This is a genomic window from Vagococcus xieshaowenii (genome assembly GCF_004792515.1).
GTDB lineage: Bacteria > Bacillota > Bacilli > Lactobacillales > Vagococcaceae > Vagococcus_A > Vagococcus_A xieshaowenii.
Map to the genome: position 1 here is coordinate 87,631 of NZ_CP038865.1, position 18,753 is coordinate 106,383.

Here is an 18,753-nt window from a genome sequence, read left to right on the forward strand (position 1 = left end):
ACAGGACGAGTAATTAACACGCATGTCAAGAGAGTCTATGGTTGGTGGAAATAGATCATGCTAGTTAATGAATTGCCCCTTGTGAGTGGATTAGACGAACACAAAGTAGTCTAATACGAGTCATTCATGTTACGAATGTTGAGATAGAATATTTTCTATGAATAAAAGTGGAACCACGCAAAAAGCGTCTTTTTGGGTAAGCATGATGTTACTCAAAAGGGCGTTTTTTTGTCATAATAAAGGTAAGAATAAAAAGAAGTGAGGTGTCAACATGGCAAGTCGTTTGCGTGAAGATATTGCAGCGGTTAAAAAGCATGATCCAGCTGCTAGGACCACATTAGAAATTGTCCTAACCTATCCAGGGTTACATGCTATCTGGTTTCATCGCTTGGCTCATGTTTTACATCGTAACAACCTACGCTTATTAGCCAAGATCATCGCCACTATTAGTCGATTACTTACAGGGATTGAAATTCATCCAGGGGCTAAATTGGGTAGACGCTTATTTATTGATCACGGCATGGGCATCGTCATCGGGGAAACGGCTGAAGTAGGAGAAGACGTGGTTCTTTTCCATGGTGTGACACTTGGCGGAACAGGAAAAGACAAAGGCAAACGCCATCCCACTATCGGTAACGGTGCGTATATTTCGGCCTATGCTCAAATACTTGGCCCTATTACAATAGGTGATCACTCAAAAATCGGTGCCTCTTCTGTCGTTTTGGCATCCGTTCCCGCACACGCTACAGCCGTTGGTATTCCTGCAAAAGTGGTTAAATTAAATGGAGAAAAGATTAAAAAGGAGCATACAAATGATTCAAATTTATAATACGTTAACACGCGAAAAAGAAACGTTTGTCCCGTTAGAAGAAGGCAAAGTCAAAATGTACGTCTGCGGACCAACTGTTTACAATTACATTCATATTGGTAACGCCCGAAGTACCGTAGCCTTTGACACAGTTCGTAAATACTTAGAATATCGTGGCTTTGAAGTGAATTATGTCTCTAACTTTACGGATGTCGATGATAAAATCATTCGCTCAGCACAAGAAGAAGGTATCTCACCACAAGAGTTAGCCGAAAAATATATTCAAGCATTTAAAGAGGATACCGGTGCTTTAAACGTCAAACCTGCAACCGTTCATCCGCAAGTAGTCGATCATATGACGTACATTATCACGTTTATTGAAGAATTAATTGCAAAAGAATTTGCTTATGTATCAGCAGGTGATGTTTATTACCGTACCCGTAAATTCAAGCATTACGGTCAATTAAGCCATCAAGCAATTGATGAATTAGAAGTAGGTGCTAGTCAACGTACAGGTAGCGAGCAAGATAAGAAAGAAGATCCGCTAGATTTTGCTTTATGGAAGAGTGCTAAAGACGGCGAAATCTCTTGGGAATCACCTTGGGGGGCAGGTCGTCCGGGTTGGCATATCGAATGTTCAGTGATGGCCTCTAAACACTTAGGCGATACGATTGATATCCACGCGGGGGGAGAAGATTTACAATTCCCACATCATGAGAACGAAATTGCTCAATCAGAAGCCAAAACAGGTAAGAAGTTCGCTAATTACTGGATGCATAACGGCTTTGTCACAGTCGGCGATGGTGAAAAAATGAGTAAATCACTTGGTAACTTTGTAACAGCTCATGAATTAATGCAACAAGTGGACCCTATGATTATCCGATTTGCCTTGGCAACCACACAATATCGTCGTCCTATTCCGTTTAATGATGCCACTATTAAAGATGCAGAAAATAATTTAGCACGTTTGCAAACCGCGTTTGATAATGCGTCATTCAGACAGGCACAAGCATCGACGGAATTAGAAGAGGATGCAGAAGATTTAAACACCTTAGCGGCACTAGAAGACGAATTTGTGCGTGCCATGGATGATGATTTTAATACAGCTAACGGTATTACGGTGGTCTATGATTTAGTTAAGTGGTTAAATCAATACTCAGAACGTACCGATGTATCAGAAGTCGTATTAACAACGGCACTAGAAAAATTAACTAATTGGTTGCTAATTTTTGGCGTAACATTGCAAGTAACTGCCGAATTATTAGATGAAGAGATTGACCGTTTAATCACAGAACGCAATGAAGCTCGTGTAGCCAAAAACTTTGCTCGTAGTGATGAAATTCGTGATTTGTTGAAGGATGAAGGCATTATTTTAGAAGATACACCTCAAGGGGTTAGATGGAGAAGAAGCTAATGAGTGAACATCAAGATTTTACTTTACTAAATGGGTTAGCCTTGGCATATGTCGGAGATGCCATTTATGAAATATTTATCCGAGATTATTTAATTAGAAAAGGTAACACACGTCCTAACATGTTGCATCAAAAAGCCACACGCTTTGTTTCGGCAAAGGCGCAAGCAAGCTTGATTGCGGTGATGTTAGAAGAAGGGTTACTAACCGAAGAAGAAGAAGCAATTTTTAAACGTGGCCGTAATGCCAAAAGCCACACCACAGCCAAAAATGCAGATGTTAAAACATATCGCGCCTCAACTGGTTTTGAAGCGTTGATGGGGTATTTACATTTACAAGGTCAAACCGAGCGTTTGAATGAGCTAATGACATGGTGTGTCAATCAGAAGGAGAAAATGAATGAAAAAACAAACGAATCAACGTCGTTCAACCAATAGAACGAATGATAAGGAATTTAAAGATAGTAAACGTCGTAATTTTGACAAAAAATCAGGTCCTAAAAAAGACTTCAAAGAAACCAATCGTAGAGGCCGTGACGAGAGCCGTCATGAAGCACCAAGAAAAGAACAACCAGAGGAAACACCAACAACAAATGCCGAAGACTTTGCAATTGGCTTTTATGGTGTAAGTGAAGCGTTAGAAGCCAAACGTGGGAATAAATTATTTATTCAAGATGATTTATCTGGCCGTCGTATTGATGACGTGAAGAAGTTAGCGACTAAACATTCTGTCCCTATGCAATTTGCACCAAAAAGCAAGTTAGATTTATTATCAGACCACGGGAATCACCAAGGGGTTGTATTAGGGGTAACACCTTATGAGTATTTAACGATTGAAGGCTTATTGGCACAAACAACATCAGAAACACCGTTTTATTTGATTTTGGATAGCATTGAAGACCCACATAATTTTGGTTCAATTTTACGAACCGCTGATGCAACGGGTGTCGATGGTGTAATTATTCCTAAACATCGTGCCGTTGGGATTACATCGGTGGTCTCAAAAACATCAACAGGTGCCGTTGAGCATGTGCCAGTTGCTCGTGTGACAAACTTAGCACAAGCAATCCGTACGCTTAAGAGTAAACAATTCTGGGTATATGGCACAGATATGAACGGAACAGACTACCGCCAGTGGAATGCTAAGGGCTCAACTGCCTTAATTATTGGGAATGAAGGCAAAGGAATCTCACCAGGTCTTAAAAAAGAAGTCGACGAAATGCTGACAATTCCAATGACAGGTCACGTACAAAGTTTAAATGCCAGTGTGGCAGCTGGGGTCATGATGTACGAAGCCTTCCGTCAACGTCATTAATAGGAAGCAGGTCTGTGGATGCTAAAACGACAACTATTAATGGTTGACGGCTATAATATGATTGGTGCTTGGCCAGAATTGGTTAACTTGAAGAATCAAGATAAGTTAGCCGACGCACGAGATGCGTTATTATTTGAACTATCTAATTATGCCAAGTTTAAAAATATCAAAATTATCGTCGTCTTTGACGCACAATTAGTTCCAGGGATTCAACAAGAATATGAAGAATACAATGTAACAGTTGTCTTCACCAAAACAGATGAAACAGCCGACACCTATATCGAACGCGAAGCATCTAAGTTAATTAACGTCAAAACACTCGTTACTGTTGCAACGAGCGACTTAGCTGAACAATGGCTGATTTTTTCAAGAGGCGCGTTACGAAAATCGGCGTATGAATTATTCCGTGATGTCGAAGAGTCGCAACAAGAAATCAAAAAAGAAATCATTGCGACGCGCTATAAACAATATTCACGCAATGTTCCATGGTCGCTTGAAGAGATTGAGCGCTTAGAACGATTACGTGACCAACTATCAAACTAAGAGGTGTTGTGATGAATGTAAGTTATCAATTGCTATTAACAGATCAAACCACCGAACTAATACCAGATACTACCACTTTTATTGAAAAAGTGACGCTTTTTCACCAAAAAATGCCCATCGGATCGGCGCAGGCTGTCTACTTGTACACTAAAGAGCGTCAATTGATGGGAGTAGGTCTTGCTAGTGAATTGTCACAGTGGACGCTGGACAAGGAGCAAGAGGATGCGGTGATAGAAGTCCGTTTGGTGTGGGATATTGAGCCAATCATGGTAGTGTCATACTTGAATACGCAAGCCCAATCGGCTAAATTAAAAAAGTTCAAGCCAACAAGTGAACGAGTCAATGTACCCGCTAATCAAGAAGCAACCATGTCTACATTAGTTGATACTTTTTTAACGCTATTGGCACGTATGGGTTACCCACTTTTCACGGTCAAAAAAGCGAAACCTGCCAAAGCGCAACATCGTTTTCGTAAAGATATGGCGACGACTGCTTTTTATGTCGATTCATTTGACAGCCAAGCCACTGTTTATTGGCAAAAGCGTCAAGAGATGTTAATCAAGTCAGGCGCTGTGCTACGACAAGAGATTCCCTTAAATAAAGATGGAAGTGTCGGTCTAAGTGCCAAAATGGGACAACAATTTCGTAAAGAACACGAGGATAAAATTCGTGATGGCAAGACAACGGAAGATATCGTATTAAAAAGTGTCAATGAAGTCGGTCTTTTCCTTTATTATGGTGGCACAAATGGCTGGTTAGAGTTAAAAGATGCCGCCGGAAAAACAATTCATGAATGGACGATGGTCAAATAAGGGTTCATCGTTTGGTAGTAATATTTGAAAGTTTTATCACTTAACGGTATAATGAGTAGGAAATCTATCCATAGGGGAGTAACTGGCGATTGTTTGAATCGTGACAACATCAACAACAAGAAGAAGTCACTTCTGGTGTTGTCTTAAATAGTGAGACTTATGTATGAACAGCTTACTTGCTCATACATGAGTCTCTTTTTATATAACTGGATAGGAAAAAGATAAGGAGGAAGTAAAGTATGTCAGATGAGAAAAAGAAACAGCTCGTTGAACCTTTTTATACGGAAACCGAAGAATCGGTATTAAGTAAATTAGGCGCAACGCGTGAAGGGTTATCAGACGCAGAAGCAGCGAAGCGTTTAGCAGATTATGGTGAGAACCAACTAGATGAAGGGAAGAAGAAAACCCTCTTTTCTAAATTTCTAGATCAATTTAAAGATTTAATGATTATTATTTTATTAGTGGCAGCCATCGTATCAGGTGTGATGGGTGACCATGTGGAAGCAATTATGATTGTGGTCGTAGTCTTCTTAATGGCAATTTTCGGTGTCGTACAAGAAGCCAAAGCCGAACAAGCGATTGATGCGTTGAAAGACATGTCAACACCAAACGCGAATGTCTTACGTAGCGGAAGTCCAAAAGTCATCAAGAGTACCGAAATCGTGCCAGGAGACATTGTCTTATTAGAAGCAGGAGATGTGTTGCCAGCAGATATTCGTTTACTAGAAGCTAATTCATTAAAAATTGAAGAAGCAGCATTGACCGGTGAATCTGTTCCGGTTGAAAAAAATATCGCAGTCTTATCAGATACAGAAACAGGTATCGGTGACCGTCTAAACATGGGATACATGAACAGTAACGTAACATATGGTCGTGGTATTGGGGTCGTAACCGGTACAGGTATGAATACCGAAGTTGGTAAGATTGCTAGCATGTTAGCACAAGCTGACGAAACAAACACACCGTTAAAAGAAAACTTGAACCAATTAGGTAAATGGTTAACTTATGCGATTTTAGCCATCTGTGTCATCATGTTCGTTGTTGGGATGATGGGTGGTAACAAAAACTGGGTAGATATGTTATTAACATCTGTTTCACTTGCAGTAGCTGCGATTCCAGAAGGTTTACCAGCGATTGTTACCATTGTTTTAGCCCTAGGGACACAAATTATGGCTAAACGTAACGCATTAGTACGTAAATTACCAGCCGTTGAAACACTAGGTAGTACAGATATTATTTGTTCAGACAAAACAGGGACGTTAACTGTTAACCAAATGACGGTTGAACAATTATTTACAAACAATCAAGTCATACCAGCTGATCAAGCATTAGCAGCTGATAACATGACGTTAAAAGTAATGAACTTCTGTAACGATACAAAATTCTCAGCAGAAGGAACATTAATCGGTGATCCAACAGAAACAGCTTTAGTAAAATATGGTTTGAACCAACACTTTGACGTTCGTGAATTAGTAGCACAAGAGCCACGTGTGGCAGAAGTACCATTTGATTCAGATCGTAAATTAATGTCAACGATTCATCAATTAGCAGACGGTCGCTACTTAGTCGCAACTAAAGGAGCACCAGATGAATTATTAAAACGTACAGTTTCTTATGAAGTAAATGGTGACATTAAACCAATGGATGACGCTGAGCGCTCATTGATTTTAACAACCAACACGAACTTAGCTAAACAAGCGCTACGTGTCTTAGCGATGGCGTATAAATTTGTTGACGAGGTTCCAACTGAATTAGAATCAGAAGTAGTAGAAAACGATTTAATCTTTGCTGGTTTAGTCGGAATGATTGACCCAGAACGTAAAGAAGCGGCCGAAGCAGTTCGTGTGGCAAAAGAAGCAGGTATTCGTCCAATCATGATTACCGGTGACCACCGTGACACAGCCGAAGCCATTGCTGTTCGTCTAGGAATCATTACAGAAGGACAACATGAAGCAGTCATTACAGGGGCAGAATTAAACGATTTATCAGATGAAGCTTTTGCTAAAGTTGTGCCTAATTACTCAGTTTATGCACGTGTATCACCTGAGCATAAAGTACGTATCGTTAAAGCATGGCAAGCAGAAGGTAAAGTAGTAGCGATGACTGGTGACGGTGTTAACGATGCACCCGCTCTTAAAACAGCAGATATTGGTATCGGAATGGGTATCACAGGTACGGAAGTATCTAAAGGCGCGAGTGACATGGTCCTTGCCGATGATAACTTCTCAACGATTGTTGTAGCAGTTGAAGAAGGACGTAAAGTCTTCTCAAATATTCAAAAAACTATTCAATACTTACTTGCCGCTAACTTAGGGGAAGTGTTAACCTTATTTATCGCGACATTATTAAAATGGGATACCTTATTACCGGTTCATTTATTATGGATCAACGTGGTAACTGATACATTCCCAGCGATTGCTTTAGGTTTAGAACCAGCTGAAAAAGATGTCATGAAACAAAAACCACGTGGCCGTAACTCTAACTTCTTCTCTGGTGGTGTCTTAAGCAGTATTGTCTACCAAGGTATTTTAGAAGCTGGTATCACATTAGGCGTTTATTGGTCAGCACTTAAATGGCCAGCGCATGCTGCTCTAGATGCTACGCAAAAAGCAGCAGCAGCGGCGGATGGATTATCAATGGAACAAGCTATTTACAACTTGCAACATGGTGATGCCTTAACAATGGCGTATGCAACCCTAGCGTTGATCCAATTATTCCATGCCTTTAACGTGAAGTCAGTTCATGGTTCATTATTCAAAGTAGGCGCGTTTAGAAATAAAACATTCAACTATGCCGTGTTATTATCATTTGTCTTATTAGCGGCAACGATTGTGATTCCTGGATTTAATGATCTATTCCAAGTAACACATCTTGATACGTATCAATGGGTAATTGTATTATGTGCGTCAATCTCAATTATTCCAATTGTTGAAATTGTTAAATTCTTCCAACGCAAAGCATTAAATCACTAATAAATGAAAAAAGAAGTAGGAAATATGACCTGCTTCTTTTTTTATTCCCAATAACAAGGTAAAATAAGAATATCAATAAAATGACAAGGAGAATCATAATGAAGCAAACAAATGTTGGTTTTTATGCACAAACTATTAATAAAGTAGTAGAAATAACAGAACAAACTGGAGAAGCAATGAATCCGTTCTTTGAAACAGTTCGTCAAGCTATCGACAACGGAACGGTTAGTGAGCTAACAGAGACGCAATACAAAGAAATTAAAGAAGCCTTTGGAACAGGCTTAGACAACTATAAAAAATTATCGACTATGTTAACAGGGCAAAAAGCACCGATTAAAGTAGTCGGTATCCATAAAAAGTTTGAAAAAACATACGCAGACTACATTACATCATGCCAAGCAATGATTGATTCGCTAGGTGACACACCTGCCGACTTAGACGTTGAAAAATTCAATCACTCAGAAGAGCAACAAGATGACGTAACAGAAACGCTAGCTTTTTGTGTGCAACGTTTGAGTAATTTGTTGTTAAAATAAACGGTATATTAATAAAAAAAGGGGCATTTTGAGCGTAACATTAGACAGAAATTAGGTTGTTTAGTATTATGAATACATAACCAACAACAACCTTTTTATTTTTCATTTTACTCCTCCAGAGTAAAATAACTCCTTTTTTCCACTACGAAAATATATCGTAGTGGTTTTTTTGTCTATTATTTTTGAAGCGTGAAAAGGAGGTGATTTCGGTGAAATTATTATACTATGATGAGCTAATACTAACAGATAAAAGACGTGTGTATTTATTGGTAAGTGACAAAGGTTGGGTAGCTATTAGTTCATTTGATGCGTCTAAAGAAGCGTTCTTGTCTGAGTATGTGGCTTACCATTGTCAATTAGCTAGCGAACAAGTTATGCCATATAAAGAAGCCTTACGTCGTTACGTTGAAGGTGATAGACAAGCGTTTGATCAACCCATTGATTTTTTAGGAAGAGGGAGCGAGTTCCAACGTGCTGTTTGGCAAGCGCTGCAAATGATTCCCTATGGTACTACGACAACTTATGGTGAGATAGCGCAACAAATTAATCGTCCTAAAGCGGTTCGGGCAGTCGGTACCGCCATTGCGTGTAATCCACTCCGAATAGTGATTCCTTGCCATCGCGTGATCCGAGCAGATGGTAGCATAGGTGGTTATAACGGTGGCATAGAGATGAAGCATTACTTGCTAGCGTTAGAAAAGACGTTGTGATAGGATAAAGATAGAAAGTTCAAAAAAGGTTATCAATGATACGACAACGTAAAGAAAAGAGGCAGATAGATCATGCAATGGCTAATAGATATTCTAGCAATTATTATTGTGGCAATAGTCGTTATCATCGCGTTTACTGTTGTGATCAGTTTTGTGATGGCACTTTATGCCAATATTCGTTATCAACAACCTTTTTTTGTAACATGGTATGCCAAGTTTAAAGACTTGCTGGTGAATACCTTATTTGAAGCGTTATGGCCATTTAATTGGTTCTAAGTTTGTTCATCCAACATCAGAAAAACTGCTCATATGGGTAGGGTTTCCGGTGTTTTTTTTGTATAATAAGAATGATTAGGAGGGGAAAGTCATGAATCACGCATTGAAAGAGCGTATTATTGCCCAAAGTAAGCAATTAGGCATCGACAAAATTGGGTTTACAGACGCCTCATCATTTGAACACTTAAAAGATAGCTTGGAAGAACAAAAAGCAGCCGGACATACGACAGGGTTTGAACATCCTGTAATTGAGGAAAGATTGTACCCTGAAAAAATTTTTGATCAGCCACAGTCGATTATTTCGATTGCCTTAGCGTATCCAACAAAAATTAAAGAGAAGCCAGACATTGTTCGGGGTGAACGCCGAGGGAGTTTTGCGCGCGCATCATGGGGTGTTGACTATCACAATGTTTTACGCGACCGAATGAACAAGTTGATGGCGTTTATTAAAGAAATTGCAGAAGATGAAGCGGCGCTGACGTTTAAGCCAATGGTCGATACTGGAGAATTAATCGATGTTGCAGTAGCACAACGTGCGGGGCTAGGCTTCATAGGCAAGAATGGCCTGCTGATTACGGAAGAGTTTGGTTCGTATGTCTATCTGGGCGAAATTATAACAAATATTCCCTTTGAACCAGACACTCCGATTGAGAATCAATGTGGGACGTGTACGAAATGTATCGATGCCTGTCCAACAGGTGCTTTACTAGGCGATGGGCGGATGAATGCCCAACTATGTCTGTCTTATCAAACACAGACACGAGGGATGATGCCAGAAGCATTTCGTCCAAAAATCCGTACGGTTATTTACGGGTGCGACATTTGCCAACAAGTCTGTCCGTTTAATAAAGGCAAAGACGCACATTTTCATGCCGAGATGGAACCAGATCCTGAAGTGGTAACCCCACTATTGAAGCCCCTGCTAACTATTTCAAATAAAGAATTCAAACATAAATTTGGTTATCTTGCCGGTTCATGGCGTGGGAAAAAACCCATCCAGCGTAACGCGATTATTGCGTTAGGTAACGCTAGACAAAAATCGGCCTTACCAGATTTGTTGAAAGTTATTGAGGAAGACCCACGTCCAGATATTCGAGCTACAGCGGTTTGGTCAGTCGGTGAAATCGTTGGTAGTAAAGGGAATCCTGAGTTAGAAGCTTTTTTTAACACGCTTTTGACCACGACAGAAGCCCCTGAAATAATCGACGAGATCAATAAAGTTATCAAAAAATTGCACTAAATTGATAAAAAGATTGATTCTTGCTATGAGATAGTCTAATATTAATAAGAATATATTGAGATGAAAGAGGTAAAATCTTGATGGGAGACAATAAAAAAAGACCCGTATTAATAGGTGTAACTGGTGGATCAGGTAGTGGTAAAACAAGCGTTAGTCGTAAGCTATTAGAAGCATTTACAGAAGATCATTCGATTGTTTTATTTGAACAAGATTCTTACTACAAAGATCAACGCCATTTAACGTTTGAAGAACGTTTAGAAACAAACTATGATCATCCGTTAGCGTTTGACACTGATCTATTGATTGAACATTTGAATCAATTACTTAATTATGAAGCAATTGATAAACCGATTTACGACTATGATCGTCATACTCGTAGTGATAAGGTTGAGCATCAAGAACCTAAAGAAGTGATTATTGTTGAAGGGATTTTAATCCTGGAAGATGAACGCTTACGTGACTTAATGGACATCAAAGTCTATGTCGATACTGAGGACGATATTCGTATTATCCGTCGTATTAAGCGTGATATGGAAGAACGTGGCCGTACATTAGATTCAGTTATTAATCAGTATTTATCTGTGGTGAAGCCAATGCATCACCAATTTATCGAGCCAACGAAGAAATATGCAGATATTATCATCCCACAAGGTGGCGAAAATCAAGTCGCAGTTGATTTATTAACAACCAAAATCGCTACGATTATTGATAAGAAATAAAATAAAAACTCTAACTCGTCATCTTAAACGTGTTAGAGTTTTTTTGTATCTAAGACATAGCTAACTAATACGTGCCTCACGTATTGAGGGGACAGTAGTATTTATTAGCGAAGATAGTTGTCCTATACAGGCATTTAGTTGTTCCTCGTGGTTCACATTATGTAAATAGAGCACTTTGGTACGATGTGTGTCCGCTTCGATTAATTGATTATTAGTCACAATAATGGTCGCCTCGTCGATATTATGCGTCAAAGTGATTCTGCCTGAATAAAGTTGTTCAATTTTCTTCTCGAATAGCCTTTTTTTGAAATAATTACTACTAAAGTCAACAAGTAAACAGTGTTTATGAGCGACAGGTTCATGGACTAACTGGAGCAAATCTAACATGATTTGAGAAAGATAGTTAGTGATAGAAACAGTGTTTATATTACGATAAGTATCAGAATCAAAGTAACCTTCGAATACGTTATTGACACACTCTTGGGTAGTACGAAGTGTGGGATCAACGCCCTGGTGCTCATCTAAGTACCAACTCGTTAAGAGCTTCGAAAAAAGCTCGGACTGGTTGAGTTTAGTCACTTCCATTATTAGAGAAATATTGAAATGAACATAAAGATGAAACAGCATGAAATAAAACTGTTCATCTGTTAACCTGATAGCAAGTGTGCGTGTGACATCATGCAAGGCTTGTTTTAATAACACAACTTCTTGCTTGGTACAGTGGGTCATTGAGTCCCCAGCTTTAAGAACAAACTTCTCCGGGATTAACTCAGGGAATAGATAAAAAACATACAACTGATAGGTCAATTGTTCAATATATTTCGTTTGATTCTTCCTAAAGTAACGATCAAGAAACTTGAAATTAAAAAAGACATACGTATCATCTTCTAGTCGAAAATAGGGCACACTTTCCAGAGTAGTCTTAATAAAGTGCCCCTGACTAATCCTTAAATAAATCACTGTATTAAATAATAAAAAATCACGCTTCAGTTGCTTGGATGGTGTCGGAATAAAGCTTTTAGAAGGAATATAATGTTTTATTTTTTCTTTCTTGAAAGAAAACGGCCAACTATCAATCGGTAAACACGACCTAAAGAAGTTAAATTGAAAAATCCGAATAGAGCGTTCATTCCCTGAAAAAATATAATAATCATGTTCATTTTTTTCTAAGACCAGACCGAATTCGGCAAGTAACTCATTGAACTGCGAGAGTGTCTTGTAGACCGTACTGCGACTCATCCCTAATTCGTCTATTAACCGATTCAACGTGATTTTTTTGTTACAACAAATAAATAAGCAGAGCTGGTAGGTATTAGATTGTTCAATATAATCTTTCTTAATCGCCTGATAAAGCTTATGACAGTTTTTATTTTCCGTTACGAGTTCATAATACTCTGGTCCGTGTTTCTTAATAAGCGTATGCGATCCGTCGTTAATCGCTGACATTTGCATGTTCAACTCGTTGATATATCGTTGGAGAGTCTGATCATCCTCATCAATCAAGTCACTCAAGGTAGAGAGTGGACCACTACTATTGATATGTTGGTAGAGATAATCGAACAGTTTGAATTTTTTTTGGTGATTTCTTTGTAAAAAATACAAAAACATAGATAAAATTCCCCCTGACTTAACAAAAAACATTCCTTTTGTATAAGTTGTTACCGCTATTATATGGTTTAATTGTGAAAAAAATGTGAAGAAAGTATGAAGTTAAATCATAAAAGTGAAAAAAATTTGCCCAACAAAAGATGGCTTATGCCTTTAAACTCAACGTTTCTCTAGCTATATGTATCAGTGTGACAATAAAAAAGGTCAAATAAGACAGATTCCGAAAAAAAATTTAAAAAAATAAAAAGATAAAACGCCTCCTAAGCACGCACCCTTTATCATTAATAGTGTGATAAACAAACAAATAAACAACAAACACAAAAAGGGTAAGGGGAAATATTAAATGAAAAAAATGAATGTATTATTAACGACTATGGCAGTTACGACACTTTTAGGAGGCAGCGTGACAGCATTTGCTGAAGAAGGACCTGCATATGTAAAGTATGACAATACGAATGCAATTGTTGACCCAACAAATCCTGCTGATCCGGATTATTTAATTAGAATTCCTGGAGCCATAAACTTTACAGATGAGAATCGTAGCATCAAGACTCCTATTTCGATGGTTACTCCGGATGGAGATGTCTATGAGGGTGATAAACAAGCATTAGTTAAAGTGGAGTCTAGTAATACAACTAGTTATTCTTTGAAATCTGAAAGTGGAAATGATCAAATTGACTATAAATTGTTGTATGAAAAAGAGGACGGAGAACTAAAAACAATGGCTGATGGTAATGAATTCGGGACAATCGGAGTACTAAGTTCGTCAAGAACTTCAATTGATGGTAAAGCAGTCCTAGGCCAAGACAAAGCAAAATTACAAGAAGTATATTCTGATATTTTATACTTTGTTGTAAACGAATATACTCCTGTTGAAGAATAAACTTTTAAATAAACCAAATTCACATACCTAAGTAAAGGAAGCTGCGGCTTCCTTTATTTTTTCAGGAGAGGGAGAGGACAATGAATAGTAAAAATAAGAAGTGGTTAGTGTTAGTCTTACTGTTGCTTGTTGTAGGTTGCGGTTTTTTTTTCTATACAAAGCAATCAGAAGACAGCAATGGCTTAAAGAAAGACCAAAACGCACAGGCATATAAAAGCAAAATCAAAAAACCAGAAGACTGGGCTAAGGAGGAAATCGCCTTTCCTTCATACAATCAAATCAACGTAGAAGAAGGGGCTAAGCAAGCGTATGTGGCATTACTGAATCCTGAATTCAACGATGCCAACATGCAGTTTATCGTGACCATGGATGATCAGAAAGAGCCGTTACTAGAGAGCGGATTGGTAGAGCCAGGTCAAGCGATTACCACGATTGATTTACCACAGGACTTAGCAGTGGGAGAACACACCGTTCATTTACATATGAAAGGTTACACCACAGATGAAGAACCAACCGAGTTGAATGGTACTAGAACGAATTTTACGTTGATGGTTTTAAAGAAGAAGTAATGACGAAAGAGAGGGTTAGTTATGATAAGTAATAAGCTGGCGTTAACAATTAAACGTAGCCTCATGATGTTGTTGGTAGGAATGACCATCATATTCATCAACCCCTCCGACGCATCGGAAATCAGTCAAACTAGCGTGACATACTACTGCCGTGTCAACGGTAAAGAAGACATCGAACAACCAACCGATTGGGACCACGTGATAGCGCTGGACCAAGATAGCCAAGAGAAACTCATTCAAGCAAATGAACGCACCAATAATTTCTCAATAATCGGAATCGTCTTAATCGGTTTGGTGATTCTATACAAGAGCTACAGGAGGAAACAATCCCTATGAGAGCAAAAACAATCGTGACCGCTAGCCTACTGGCGTGTACGTTATGCCATTCTTACGAACAGACAACCGCTACTGAGACAACCAATCTACAAGCAGATATTCACAAACTAGCGAAAGATACAGATGATACAAACATAGCGGGCTTTATTGTTGTGCCTAAAGAAATCACATTAGAAAAAAACGGAAATATGGTCGAAAATCAAGAGATACCTTTGCATTACTACCCTATGTCAGAAAATGATTCTGATGTGACGATAAGTTCCACTAGTCATGTTGTTGAGCTTAAGAACCAAGCTAACCAAGATGAAATCGTCTCTCTTCCTATCTTTAATAGTGATAATGATAGATTAACAGAAGGAAGTACTGACTTAGTAACGCTAAGTTCTAGTGATCCAACTAAGATGTTTGCCTTACGAACAACCGTAGATGCCTTTCCATCAGAAGAAATCTATACTGGCACCATGACCTTTGAAAGTACGGTACAAGTGGTGACGGACATAACATGGGAAATAGATGGAGCAAGTGAGCTGCAACCAGCATCAACTGCGACCTATCAGCTAATCCCCCACCCCGCCACTAGCCGCTCAACACCAGAGACGGTTACATGGAGTGTCGAAAATAAGAATTCAGAAGAAACGAAGATTGACGAAAAAACAGGTGAACTAACCATTGGCTTGGATGAAAACGAGGGTACGCTGACCATCACCGCGACTCCTGAAGATGGAGAGTCATACACTAAGGAAGTGACCGTTAAACCTTTATTAAAAGGGGACGAGTTTACTTACGATGGTATTGAATGGACAGTCATGAAACGAGAAGCCACACAAGCTTTAATTGTGACGAAGGATGTTGTGGGGGATGGCTTTGGTTATAATGAAGAGAAAGATAGTAATAACTCTTACGAAGACTCTACTTTAAAAGAGAAAGCAACAGCCTTTTATAATCAAAGATCTGATTATATGAAAACTAATTACGTGCTACCTGTTACAATCTCGAGTGGTGACTCGGTAGAGGTAACAACAGTAAATGGTAATGAGGAGGATAAACAGGCATTTGCTCTTAGTTTGGGGGATATTTATGCTAATTGGACAACTCAAAAGGAAAGAACAGTTGGTAAGGATTGGTGGTTGAGGACTAAAGTGTCAAGTCTACCAAATACAGTATATTATATTCAAAGTGACGGTAGCCTAAATGATACGAATCTTACTACTGGGAAAAATGAAAAATTCCTCCGTCCCGCTTTGTATATTAAGCAAGGGGAAATAAAGGAAAAGCTTAAACTCAAGCACTTGCATGTAAGAGGCGCTAAACCTACTCATACTGTAAACTATCAATTATCAAAAGATGAAAATAATGAGGGTCAGTTTGTAGGACAGAATGAGAACGTAGAATTCACCATCCACGAAGAATTTACTACATCTGATAAGACCGCTATTTCTGATAATGGGGAGTTAACGTTAGGGTTGAACGAACAACAATCAACAATTACGGTACAAGCAACTCATAATGGTCAAACAGTGGAGAAACATGTAGACGTTTTACCGCTAGAAGAAGGAGAAGTCATTAACATTGATGGACTAGACTGGCGTGTCTTAAAGATAGACGAAACCACGCAGCAAGCCTTATTAATCACAGAATATGTGCAAGGTAATGAAGGGATTGTGTTTAATGAAGAAGAGAAAGGCAATATCTATCAAGGCTCCAACTTAGAAGCCCAAATGCACGCATTCTATGAAAATCAAGTATCAGATACAATCAAACACCACGCCCTCCCCGTTAACTTGCCAATAGATTCAGAAAGGGCACATGGTGATGAAGTGTCTAACCAAACGAGTGTAGCAAGTGAAGGAGAACCAACCGCATTTGCGCTAAGTGGTGCGGATAAAATGTCAATTTTTGGTGAAAACCATACTGAAGCTATAGCATATGTTGATGATGAAGCAAAAGAAAAAGAAGATGCGAAACACTGGTGGCTAAGAACAAAAGCTGAAAGTGGGTCTGCTAGTCCAGCTGCTTACCGAGTAAATCATATAGGAAGGAATGTTTCACTTGCAGTACAGGGAGAAATTAGTGTAACGCCTTATCTCCGCCCCGCTGTCTATGTTCATCTCGGTTCGGAAACCTATGAACCTTGGACGATTACAGGGCAAGATGCGGTGATAAAAGGGGACAAAAAAGTGGCGTATCACATGGTATCCAATGAGCTTAATCCCACTGATATGAATTTAACCTGGGGCGTTTATTATGCGACATCAAAAGGAACAATGGTAAATGAAAACGGTGAATTGACCGTTGCTTCAAATGAAACAGCGACAACCATCACCGTCGTCGCAACCAACGGCAAACAAACCGCACGAAAAGACATTCGAGTAGAACCACAAGTAGCGATAACAAAAGCTACAGTAACAAATGGAGAAGATGAAGGTTTAGATATTATAACTGAGTATCAAGAAGCCATCCAAGGCGAAACAATCCAATTCGAATCTAATTTCCCTGATGAACTGAAAGAGAATATTGTTTGGAAAGTGCCTAGTGAAAGTAATCCTAATCTTAATCCTAATACTAAATTTAACGGTAATGTATTAACTATAGGAACGAAAGAACTTTCAACGACTATTAAAGTCATAGCGGTTAGTCGATATAATCCAGCTAATTACGCTAAATTTGATTTGACAGTGACGCCAAAGTTGGAAATTAAAGCTGATATTGGGTATACTATTTCAGTTTTATCTACTAGATCCTTTAGTACAAACTTAGACGCAGAGTTTAGCCTAGATACAGAGATTGAAAACGAAGTAGAACATTTAGATATAAAAGCTGATCCTGGTCTCAGCAAAAAAATCACTATTAACGTTCTGATTACAGCGCTACAAGAAAAAGATGATTTTACTGTTCAATTGAACGCAAGTCATACAAGTAAAAACGGACGTCAACAAGTCGCTACTAAATCCATCACAATCAACCTGTTTAAAGTCGGAAGAAGTGTAACTTTAGGGAACTTTAACTGGAAGATACTTGATATTGATAATGAAGGTAATTATTTTATGATTATGAGTGAATTAAATCAAATGCGACAAACAAGTTTCTCACTAAATGGATATACATCATATGAAGACTCAGAATTGTATAAATTCTTGGAAACAATAGAAAATGAAATATCAGGTGATATAAAAAAATATATTCAACCCATTAATCTTTTTTCTCAAGGAGAGGAAGATATAACAAAGGTAGATGTTATTAATGGAGAAAAAAGATTATTTCCATTGACCAAACAGGATTATCTTAAATATGAGAGGTACTTACCTGCTATTCCAGGAGATAGCATGCATATAACTGGTTGGTCGTTGAGAACGTCTAAGGGTTCGCAAGTTTATTTTGTAGAGTTTGATAGACCCGAATTAATAAGCCCAAACTCAATTAAATACGTCCGTCCTGGCGTGATCTTTAATTTTGGCTATTAGCAAGCCCCTACAACTATACAATCAAGAATGACAGCCTTTTTGGCAGTTGTTCTTGGTTGTTTTTGTCTATTATATAGAAGAAACACGCTAGAGGTTACAGTAAGTCGCTTGAATATTACGGCGATGTAACGGAAGCGGGATTCTTGATATAGAGTAATTTTGTCATAAAGAAAGAAATGTTTTTGTAATATTGAGAGGATTTTTGGCTTTTTTTAGGGATTTTGGGGGAATGCAAGAAAAAATGTGAAAAAAAATGAGTTTTTTTCAAAAAAGAACGCTTGTTTTAAATGTAACGAAAATGAACATAAACAGTTTGTTTGAGAGTAGTTGGTATGATAGGGATTTGTCGTGTTTATTTTGCCTACTATTTTTTCAAAAAACCTGGCAGATGACCGCTAATATTACAAGTTGTCATATTTCTTCGATTATTGTTATCAATCTATTGATGTTTTGTAACATAAAAATGGTTTAATAGGTCTCGTGGCAAACGTCGAGCAACATTTATGAGACGTAAATCAAACGCCCAATAGAGACAATCAATATGAATTGTCAAAA

17 protein-coding genes and 1 other annotated feature (1 of these 18 only partly in view) are annotated in these 18,753 nt (G+C 38.4%); of the genes, 16 read left to right on the top strand and 1 reads right to left on the bottom strand.

Annotated elements, in window-relative coordinates; genetic code table 11:
* Positions 1–195 (top strand) — a binding site (T-box leader); it begins 13 nt to the left of the window's first position.
* A 76-nt stretch (positions 196–271) separates the two neighbouring features.
* The 12 genes from epsC (at position 272) to udk (ending at position 11,341) form a co-directional block, all read left to right on the top strand.
* Positions 272–829, top strand: a complete 558-nt coding sequence (epsC, locus tag E4Z98_RS00405) for a serine O-acetyltransferase EpsC (RefSeq protein WP_135255116.1) — start codon at positions 272–274, stop codon at positions 827–829.
* The gene (gene cysS, locus E4Z98_RS00410; protein ID WP_135255115.1) at positions 813–2,222 is read left to right on the top strand and encodes a cysteine--tRNA ligase; all 1,410 of its coding nucleotides are present in this window, start codon (positions 813–815) and stop codon (positions 2,220–2,222) included. Before epsC ends, cysS begins: the two co-directional genes overlap by 17 nt.
* Positions 2,222–2,656: a Mini-ribonuclease 3 gene (locus E4Z98_RS00415; RefSeq protein ID WP_167790967.1), complete on the top strand. Its 435-nt coding sequence runs from the start codon at positions 2,222–2,224 to the stop codon at positions 2,654–2,656. The genes cysS and E4Z98_RS00415 overlap by 1 nt, the downstream gene beginning before the upstream one ends.
* Complete coding sequence (rlmB, locus tag E4Z98_RS00420; protein WP_135255113.1) at positions 2,619–3,533, top strand: 23S rRNA (guanosine(2251)-2'-O)-methyltransferase RlmB; 915 nt, start codon at positions 2,619–2,621, stop codon at positions 3,531–3,533. Before E4Z98_RS00415 ends, rlmB begins: the two co-directional genes overlap by 38 nt.
* An 18-nt stretch (positions 3,534–3,551) precedes the next feature.
* Positions 3,552–4,076, top strand: coding sequence for an NYN domain-containing protein (locus tag E4Z98_RS00425; protein WP_135255112.1), 525 nt, complete (start codon positions 3,552–3,554; stop codon positions 4,074–4,076).
* Between the two features lie 11 nt (positions 4,077–4,087).
* A complete protein-coding gene (locus tag E4Z98_RS00430) occupies positions 4,088–4,888 on the top strand; it encodes a hypothetical protein (RefSeq protein WP_135255111.1) in 801 nt (266 codons plus the stop codon).
* 239 nt (positions 4,889–5,127) lie between these two features.
* Positions 5,128–7,860 (top strand): cation-translocating P-type ATPase, encoded by a 2,733-nt coding sequence (locus tag E4Z98_RS00435; protein WP_135255110.1) that lies wholly within the window; start codon positions 5,128–5,130, stop codon positions 7,858–7,860.
* A gap of 98 nt (positions 7,861–7,958) precedes the next feature.
* A complete protein-coding gene (locus tag E4Z98_RS00440; protein WP_135255109.1) occupies positions 7,959–8,396 on the top strand; it encodes a hypothetical protein in 438 nt (145 codons plus the stop codon).
* Between the two features lie 209 nt (positions 8,397–8,605).
* Positions 8,606–9,106, top strand: a complete 501-nt coding sequence (locus tag E4Z98_RS00445; protein WP_135255108.1) for a methylated-DNA--[protein]-cysteine S-methyltransferase — start codon at positions 8,606–8,608, stop codon at positions 9,104–9,106.
* A 72-nt stretch (positions 9,107–9,178) separates the two neighbouring features.
* On the top strand, positions 9,179–9,382 hold the full coding sequence (locus tag E4Z98_RS00450; RefSeq protein ID WP_135255107.1) for a hypothetical protein: 204 nt from the start codon (positions 9,179–9,181) through the stop codon (positions 9,380–9,382).
* Positions 9,383–9,473: 91 nt separating this feature from the next.
* Positions 9,474–10,622 (top strand): tRNA epoxyqueuosine(34) reductase QueG, encoded by a 1,149-nt coding sequence (gene queG, locus E4Z98_RS00455; RefSeq protein ID WP_135255106.1) that lies wholly within the window; start codon positions 9,474–9,476, stop codon positions 10,620–10,622.
* Between the two features lie 80 nt (positions 10,623–10,702).
* The gene (gene udk, locus E4Z98_RS00460) at positions 10,703–11,341 is read left to right on the top strand and encodes a uridine kinase (protein ID WP_135255105.1); all 639 of its coding nucleotides are present in this window, start codon (positions 10,703–10,705) and stop codon (positions 11,339–11,341) included.
* A 60-nt stretch (positions 11,342–11,401) separates the two neighbouring features.
* Here udk and E4Z98_RS00465 read toward each other — a convergent pair whose 3' ends face one another.
* A complete protein-coding gene (locus E4Z98_RS00465; protein ID WP_167790966.1) occupies positions 11,402–12,949 on the bottom strand; it encodes a helix-turn-helix domain-containing protein in 1,548 nt (515 codons plus the stop codon).
* Positions 12,950–13,352: 403 nt separating this feature from the next.
* Here E4Z98_RS00465 and E4Z98_RS00470 point away from each other — a divergent pair, with 403 nt between their 5' ends.
* From E4Z98_RS00470 to E4Z98_RS00485, 4 genes are all read left to right on the top strand, one after another.
* A complete protein-coding gene (locus E4Z98_RS00470) occupies positions 13,353–13,832 on the top strand; it encodes a hypothetical protein (RefSeq protein ID WP_135961150.1) in 480 nt (159 codons plus the stop codon).
* Between the two features lie 80 nt (positions 13,833–13,912).
* Entirely contained in the window at positions 13,913–14,401 is a 489-nt protein-coding gene (locus E4Z98_RS00475; RefSeq protein WP_135255102.1) for a hypothetical protein, read from the top strand.
* Between the two features lie 21 nt (positions 14,402–14,422).
* Positions 14,423–14,737 carry a hypothetical protein gene (locus E4Z98_RS00480; RefSeq protein ID WP_135961151.1) on the top strand — a complete coding sequence of 105 codons (315 nt, stop codon included), beginning with the start codon at positions 14,423–14,425 and terminating at the stop codon, positions 14,735–14,737.
* The gene (locus E4Z98_RS00485; RefSeq protein ID WP_135255100.1) at positions 14,734–18,198 is read left to right on the top strand and encodes a DUF6273 domain-containing protein; all 3,465 of its coding nucleotides are present in this window, start codon (positions 14,734–14,736) and stop codon (positions 18,196–18,198) included. Before E4Z98_RS00480 ends, E4Z98_RS00485 begins: the two co-directional genes overlap by 4 nt.
* The last annotated feature ends 555 nt before the right edge of the window (positions 18,199–18,753 follow it).